Here is a 7,836-nt window from a genome sequence, read left to right on the forward strand (position 1 = left end):
TAGATCCGCTCCTTTAATCTTATCTGCTTATTCTACAAGCCCTTATCTTTATTGTCTAACTAAGTGTAGCCGATCCAGCTTCTACCTTAAATACATTACTTCGTGATCCATTAGATGTCTTTATTGGATAACTTAAATACACATTATTTTGTTTAATAACTTGACTAGAATTATTTATTAATTTTAGAGTATAAACCATTCCATTCAAATCTTTCTTTTGTTCTATTAATTCTAATTTAATTTTATCGACTTCTTCAGAGATATTAGGAGTATCATTACTACAACTTGTTATAAGTGTTGAACACATAAAAAAAGAAATAAGCAATAATAAGGTTTTAATATTCTTCATAAGGCCCCTCCAAATAAAATCAATTGTCCGGTTTCATCTAACGTTCCCGTACTCACGACGCCTGGCGAATGCCAGGTGTGTCCGGCTGATTCTGCTTCCCCGAAATCCCTCTGCCGAACCGAGGGCATATGCCCGATGCGTGAGTATTATGTTAACTGAAGGTTCATTCTTCTTTGAATTACTCACTTATTCTGTTCCACAATCTTGTGTTTATATACGTCTTTAAATAACTTAATAGATGATTATCTATAGTGTTGACTATTTCCTGAAAACCCTCTACATATTCATCAAGCTTTTCCACGGACAGATAACTTTCTCCGCTCATTCTGACATTGTGAGCAATATGTCCTCTGAATTTAACAAATTCATTTATTGAACTTTGATCTGCGCTACACAAGCAATCTAGCATTTCTTCATACCCTATCAATTTCTTACTAAGTTCTTTAATATTGTGAACTTTAGGAGTATTGAATCCTGAAAGCTTTGGTTCAACAACCTCATCAAGATATAACGTTTTCCAACCTCCATCTGCTAATTTTAATACTTTATTATCATCTTTATGGTTCTTCACATAATTAGCTATAGTTTTTTTCACTTCTTCAGGTAGCTCATCTATTTTATCCAGTGTTGCAAAATGGGCAGCAATTTCTCTCACTATATCTTCTACATAAGTCTCCCAAGCACCACATAATAGTAAAATCCCACTTCGAGATAAATGATCTAAACCTACTCTTCCACGCTTATTAAATATTTCCCGTAGAGACTTATAATCTCTTGAAATTTTTTTTACGTCTATAGTTCTTCTTTTGTAGTCACGGTATGAATATGATGGCATAAATGTACTCCCTTTTGATTTTTGAACTTTCAGTTAACGTTCTTGTATTCACGAACCCGAGAACCTTAAGGACCGTAGGTCCGGCCGCGACGCGGTTAGGTTCGCAAGGTTGTCTGCCTGGATCTGCTCTATTGAAATACCTCGAGCAGACAAGGAGCGTAAGCGACGCAGCGTGAATATGCTGTTATACGACGGAACAATGAAATACTTACACTATGTCTTATTTACTTAAAGCCTATCTCACTTGAATATTCCATCCATACATTTGGATCCTCATATGTACCAATATCTTGTTCTTTGTTGATGATTATTGGTTGCAAAGCACCTTTGACAATATACGATCCGCTTTCGGGGAATTCCAACCCGGTCCAATCCTCCCATTCTGAAATTCTACCTTGAGTAGTGAATGCCTTTAGTATCGGCTTGATAATCGTCGCACCTAACTTCCAATGAGTACGTATCCACGGATCGAACGGTGTGCCATCCTCGCGTTTCCAATATATATATTTATCAAAGCACGCCAATGGATAATCTGCCTTAAAACTTGGTCGAACAGGGACTACCATTTTGGTTAAGCCCTTAGCCACAGATAATTGTTTTAATTCTTGCAACAACCTCTGGCTCAACCCTAATTTTTGATATTCAGGATGAATGGCAATGTTTACTGCTGCCAAGGTGTTTACAGAATTAAGATCCCCATTATCGACACCTCGAACTAATGTATCAGTCCAACTTGTAGGTAAATCATCTAATTGTCCAGACCAAGGAATGGGGAGTGAGTTTCCTATCCCAACAAGTACATCATCTATACATATGCAAATCTGATATTCTGGAAATAGTCTTCTCATTGTACTCCAGTATTTCATTGAATAATTATTTTGGGTCATGAATTTGGGCCAAACGGATTTCATTATTTCGCCAGTTTTCATGTCAGGTTTATCTTTCAACGAATAAACTATAATATTCACAATTACACCTCTTTAGGGTATAGATCTCTTCATTCTGTCGTATAACGTTGTTGTGTTCACGACGTCCCACCGACTTAAGGCCACAACGTGGCCGGGCGCGGTGCGCTTAGTCGGTGCGGATGTGTTCGGCTGCTTCCACTTCCCGAAATTCCTCCGCCGAACCAAGGGGGCTTGTCCCCCGATGCGTGAACATGATGTTATGCGTAGTTCTCTACTTCTTGAGTTACATTCAATTCTATTCTTTACCTTTCACCTCTCTCTTTGATTTTCATATGAGTTTGTACTTCTAACTACCTAATTCTTCTTATTGTTTTGTTTCTTCTAGTGATTTTTTTCATGCCACTTTGTTCTTTGCATTGTACTTTCTAATCAAAAAAGAATTCGCGATTCATAAGATAATTTTAGCTCTTAAAAATATCGCACCCCTTCTTTTATACCTTGCATAACCCTCCTAAAAACTGTAATATAGATATCTAACCATTTGGTTGTACTCGGTGTAGGGTCGTGCCCTACTCTTCCACTCCTGGCGTCCCTGATGCAAAGTAACTGGTTCTTAGGTAGCCTGGTTGCAGGCTTAATAAGTTCCTCCATTGCTAACCTTCTCCTGTTGCTTCCTAAGAAAGGAATGGTGCTGATGAGCGCATTCGTATTTACGTTGTCCCTGGTTTCATGTAGGGAGATACTTGCAAGAGCTTTCTTGTGAAGTTGCCGATTAAGCACCTGTACCAGGGGCACGCCAAAAGTAACGCCGTCCAATTGGGACGGCTTTTTTATTTTCTTCTAAGGTCCTTACTGAGAATTACGCATAACGTTTTCGTGTTCACGACGCCTCACCAACCTAAAGGAACGAAGTGACTGGTCGCGATGCGATTGGGTGGTGCAGGTGTGTCCCGGCAATCTCTCCTTCGACTTATCTTCTGGGACCGAGGGACGCATGTCCCGATGCGTGAACACATTGTTATGCGATGCTTCCAGCTTCATTGAAATACAAACTATATTCAACTTACTTTCTTAACATCAACATCAACTACTTCTAAAAATCTAACCATATCATTCAATGCACCAACTTTACTCTTATGGGTTTCTAAATAATACTCCTTTCCGTTTTTACCACGAACCAATAAAGGTGCTATAAATTCTTCGCCGTTCTTATGGTTATTACTGTTTGAAATCAAATACCTTTTAGGCCCCGTTTCAAAAGGGATATAGGGATTGATATTAACGTTCGTTTTATCCAATTGATCCATAACATTTCTGTAGAATTCTTTTACTGATCTTCCGCTGATAACCACTCCATTAATATCTAAATTGATACCATTTTTAATATTCTGAGCAATAGGTATTTCGATTGATTCTTCTTCATTTTTTAGATTATTGTCTAATTCTATGAGCACTTCGTCTAAAGCTGTTTTAGTAGCCTCATCCTTTACTTTAGACGTGATATTACTTAATTTCTCATAGAGTTTTGTATTTTGATTTAATAACATGAAATGCTTTTCGTCTTTAAATTGATTTGGAGGATATAACACTTTATTGTTAAAGTTCCATGTCATAAAAAACAATAATACTAGTAGAACTGGGAACATCACTAAAAACCATATAAATATCTTCTGGATTTCAAGAGGTAATAGAGCTATTACAGATGTTCCTGCAATTTCAGCAAGGCTTGCAAAAATAGCTACAATTGTTAATGGATTTTCAATTTTTGTTTTCATGTGTTTATTCTCCTTGAAATATTTTTGGAAGTTTCGCATAACGTTACCGCATTCCTGACTTTCAAGCGGCTTAAGGCAACAAAGTTGCCGGGTCGATAGACTTAGCTGGTTGAATGTGTCGCTTGAATAAGCTTCTCCGATATCCCTCTTAGCGACCAAGGAGCGTCAGCGACGATGTAGGAATGTAATGTTATCCGATGTCTCTGCCTTCCTGATTTACTTGCATTAATACTTCCTTACCATACAGAAAGGCCTGTTCTGAAATCATTCTCCTCGGTTATGTATTCTATATTTGTATAGTCCTGTTTCTTTGCGTTAGAATATAGCGCTTCTACTAACTCGACATTCTTGCAATAGATTGTTGTATAAGAACTATCTACAACTAATAATGCCAATTCGCAGTTGCTTCTGAGAAAATCGTCGTAAGTTTTAATTTCAATTGGTTTACTGCCTTTAGGAAAAGCTTTAAGGTCTTGGAATATTAAATAATAGTCATTGTTCTTTATAACGTTTCTTAGTGTATCACCTTCCATGCATTCAATTAACCCTGAAAAAAGTGCATGCAGTTTGCCATCTAGTATAATGTATGACTCTTCTCCACCTATCCACCAATTATGATCTTCTACTTTAAACGGTTTTAATATATCTTCGAGAAATCTTCCGTATTCATTTGGAATTTCAAAACTAATTCCTCTTATCATCTACTCTTCTCCTTATTCTTTTCTTGCAGAGATTTCAGATAACGTTCTTGTATTCACGAAGCCGAGAACCTTAAGGGACAGAGTCCCGGCCGCGACGCGGTTAGGTTCGCAGAGATTGTCTACCTGACCCTCTCCTCGAAATGCCTCGGGCAGACCAAGGGAGCGGAGCGACCACAGCGTGAATACTTTGTTATAAGATGTTGGTGGCTTCTTCGACTATACTTTCAAATTCTTCTTATTACTGACTATGATTTATTAAATGAGCAATTTCTTTAACTCTTTCCATTGTAATTCCTTCTCTTTGTTCAACCGCAAGTGGATGATTCGTTTGTTCTAATTCTATTAACGGAACAGCACCAACTTCTTGCGTATGTACCATTATCTTTAACGATAATGTAGTTAATGGATATATTGAAAGTTCAGTCGATAGCCATCCAAAATAAGGTTTTTCATTCTCTCTTCCTTCAACGTGCAATAATTCATTAGATTTCAAAAAGTTTTCCTCACTAAGAGTAACCCAAACACTCCATATAAATCTCTCTTTATTATCAATTATTGGTATTTCAATATGTCCTCTAATAAAAAAATGTTGTTCATCAATTACACAAAAATCTCTAATTAATTCTGTTCTTTTCTCCTCTGGTACAGTGTAAAAATAATATGGTGCTTCAATTCCGTAACATAAAGGAAGTTCATTTAATTCGTTGTTACAGTGAGGGCATTTCATGTTTTCTGCTCCTTATCATTTTCACCGATTTCTTATAGCGTTCTTGTATTCATGACGTCTGACGAAGTCGGATGTGTCTGATGAAATACCTCTCCGAAATGCCTCTCAGACCAGGGCTCCAAGGGAGCCGCTGCTTGAATATTATGTTATACGACGGAGTTACTTCTTGAGTTTACCCACACTATCTATCTTCTCCCGGTATATATTCAATTAGATCTGATAATTTGCAATTGAATGTATCACATAGTTTAAATAAGGTTTCCAGTTTTGTCGTTTCTATATTGGTTTCTCTATATAGTTTATTTATTGAATTTCGACTTAATCCTGATTTCATCATCAACTCAGTTATATCATCTATTCGATGTTCCGCCATTAGTTCTCTTATATTGCACTTGATTATAGTCATCGTTTCCCCTCCATGACACTATATTATCTCTCAGACTATGGTTCATCAATGAAAAGCGAACAATTAACTCTATAAAGTCAAAAATTCACTTTACAGTTAACTTCACAAGGTTATATAATAACTCTATAGAGTTAATTGAAGGAGGAATAACGTATGGTCAATGCATTGGAATCATTAGCAGAGCCACTTATACGAATACGTTTAGAATTGCTCTACAGCGAACTTCTGAAGAATAATACAGAGTACAGCCAGCTTTCTATTGAGACAGATCAACACTTCAAATCGCTTCGTGAAGCTCTACCCGATCAGCTTCAACATACAGTGTTTCTATACGAAGACGCTCAAATTTCTCTTCAATCCATCATAGAGAGAAGTATCTACATACAAGGTTTCAAAGATGCACTGCAACTTTTTAGTGAATTGTATCATTCCAACATTTGAGGATCATATGATCCTCAATTTTTTTATTGGTCTTTGGCTCTGTCGTATAACGTTTCCGTATTCACGACGCGAGCCGGCCTTAGATAGCTCTTATCTTAGGTTGGGGCGTTTGTTGTCTGAGCTTCCTTCCACGATTATACATCTGACAACCAAGGGGCGATAGCCTCTAAGCGTGAATACGATGTTATGTGATGTCATTGCCATCATGAATAACTAACAATTAGTTTATTATCTCTACTATGATTCTTGTTCTTTTCTATTAAAATTCCTTATCAATTTGCTTAATATTCTATTCTTCAAACCTTAGTTTTAATGTTTCCAACCTTTTTGCTCGCTCAAACGCTTTATGTAAGTACTCATTAACCGATAAATCCTTATAGTCCCAATTCATGGCCTCTATTGCAGTCGCACCTGAATAATCTGTTCCCGCAATTTCTTTCATGATTGTAGACCAATCAAGCGTGCCGTCAAAGGGTAACCCGTGTTGGGCATAACTTCCGTTATTATCATGTAAATGTAGTGCCATCAGCCGAGAACCGTACATAGATAATAAATCATCTTTTGGATAATGGCGGTAGTGATGTCCGGAGTCATAACAGAACCCGATACGCGGGGAATCCACATGATCCAGCACATATGCCAAATTGGAAAGGTTCCATAAATTCTCCAGTGCAACATTGACACCAAGCTGTTCAGCTTTTTCAGTGATTCTCTTAATTCTATCCAGTCCCAATGTGTTACATGGATTATCCTCGTTAGGCAAGTGTAACACCATTGTCGGAATCCCGAATTCGGCGCAGTCTGCAATACATTGCAAATAGCAATCAGCTACGGTTTCACCGTCCAGATTGTCAAGCCAGAGGTTGTTTTCACTTTGGACTGGTGCGTGGATATTTTCTATAAAAAGACCCGCTTCTCGCGCAATTTGCGGCCCTTTGCGGTAATCGTTCTGGCCAAAGCAGTCACGCCCAAAGCCATCGCTCCACCATAATAAAACCCCATCAAATCCAGCTTCTTTTATCAACTGAAAACGTTCCTTATTCGGCAATTGATAGCCAAACCAATCATAAATAGTAAACATAAGCCGCTTCCTTTCTAGCTTCTTCTATCCCTAAGAATGAACGCACCTTCAACTGTCAAACTCTCTTTATGTATATTTTTTGAATCTCGTATATTCACTGCTCTACAACCATTAACAAAATTATCCAACCCATATTTAATTTATTCCATTACTTTTTGATAACTCCTGCATCATAAGATTTACCGCTCCCACGAGCTACGATTATGGGACTTAAACGAACTACCTAGAATTCCTTGAAAATAACTCATGCAATGATGTCACATAACGTTCTTGTATTCATGACTTCCGACTAAGTCGGATGTGTCCGGGTGCTTCTGCTTCCTCGAAATTCTGCTGCCGGACCGAGGGCGTATGCCCGATGCGTGAATATTATGTTATAAGATGTCCCCGTCTTCGAAGGTTAACTATTAAATCTTTATGCCTTAGTTATACTCATTTCTTTAGCTAGTACCCATCCATTAAATCCATAAGATGAGGAAATTATATAGCATTTATATTGCTCTTTATATAGTAATTCTTTTAGTTCATCAATGCTCGGTAGCGTCAAGAATTATGTGTAAATGAAAATATCCTTGTCTTGTAGAAGATTGTGCTAGTCATTGGTGGAGAACAT

General features: G+C 37.6%; 9 protein-coding genes. 1 reads left to right on the plus strand and 8 read right to left on the minus strand.

The window, feature by feature from the left end:
* Positions 1–55: 55 nt before the first annotated feature.
* The 7 genes from AM231_RS15195 to AM231_RS15230 all read right to left on the minus strand — a co-directional run bounded on the left by AM231_RS15195 (position 56) and on the right by AM231_RS15230 (position 5,701).
* Positions 56–349, minus strand: coding sequence for a hypothetical protein (locus tag AM231_RS15195; RefSeq protein ID WP_054403283.1), 294 nt, complete (start codon positions 347–349; stop codon positions 56–58).
* 178 nt (positions 350–527) lie between these two features.
* Positions 528–1,184: a HEPN domain-containing protein gene (locus AM231_RS15200; RefSeq protein ID WP_054403284.1), complete on the minus strand. Its 657-nt coding sequence runs from the start codon at positions 1,182–1,184 to the stop codon at positions 528–530.
* A 224-nt stretch (positions 1,185–1,408) separates the two neighbouring features.
* Positions 1,409–2,152 carry a GNAT family N-acetyltransferase gene (locus AM231_RS15205; RefSeq protein ID WP_054403285.1) on the minus strand — a complete coding sequence of 248 codons (744 nt, stop codon included), beginning with the start codon at positions 2,150–2,152 and terminating at the stop codon, positions 1,409–1,411.
* A gap of 998 nt (positions 2,153–3,150) precedes the next feature.
* Positions 3,151–3,867: a hypothetical protein gene (locus AM231_RS15215; RefSeq protein ID WP_054403287.1), complete on the minus strand. Its 717-nt coding sequence runs from the start codon at positions 3,865–3,867 to the stop codon at positions 3,151–3,153.
* A gap of 236 nt (positions 3,868–4,103) precedes the next feature.
* Entirely contained in the window at positions 4,104–4,568 is a 465-nt protein-coding gene (locus AM231_RS15220; RefSeq protein ID WP_054403288.1) for a DUF2691 family protein, read from the minus strand.
* A gap of 238 nt (positions 4,569–4,806) precedes the next feature.
* The gene (locus tag AM231_RS15225; protein ID WP_054403289.1) at positions 4,807–5,295 is read right to left on the minus strand and encodes a DUF2199 domain-containing protein; all 489 of its coding nucleotides are present in this window, start codon (positions 5,293–5,295) and stop codon (positions 4,807–4,809) included.
* 181 nt (positions 5,296–5,476) lie between these two features.
* On the minus strand, positions 5,477–5,701 hold the full coding sequence (locus AM231_RS15230) for a helix-turn-helix domain-containing protein (protein ID WP_207383577.1): 225 nt from the start codon (positions 5,699–5,701) through the stop codon (positions 5,477–5,479).
* A 153-nt stretch (positions 5,702–5,854) separates the two neighbouring features.
* Here AM231_RS15230 and AM231_RS15235 point away from each other — a divergent pair, with 153 nt between their 5' ends.
* Positions 5,855–6,142 (plus strand): DUF6809 family protein, encoded by a 288-nt coding sequence (locus AM231_RS15235; protein ID WP_054403290.1) that lies wholly within the window; start codon positions 5,855–5,857, stop codon positions 6,140–6,142.
* Between the two features lie 289 nt (positions 6,143–6,431).
* Here AM231_RS15235 and AM231_RS15240 read toward each other — a convergent pair whose 3' ends face one another.
* The gene (locus AM231_RS15240) at positions 6,432–7,223 is read right to left on the minus strand and encodes a sugar phosphate isomerase/epimerase family protein (RefSeq protein WP_054403291.1); all 792 of its coding nucleotides are present in this window, start codon (positions 7,221–7,223) and stop codon (positions 6,432–6,434) included.
* Between the last annotated feature and the right edge of the window lie 613 nt (positions 7,224–7,836).

The organism is Paenibacillus solani, from assembly GCF_001277345.1.
Classification (GTDB): domain Bacteria; phylum Bacillota; class Bacilli; order Paenibacillales; family Paenibacillaceae; genus Paenibacillus_AQ; species Paenibacillus_AQ solani.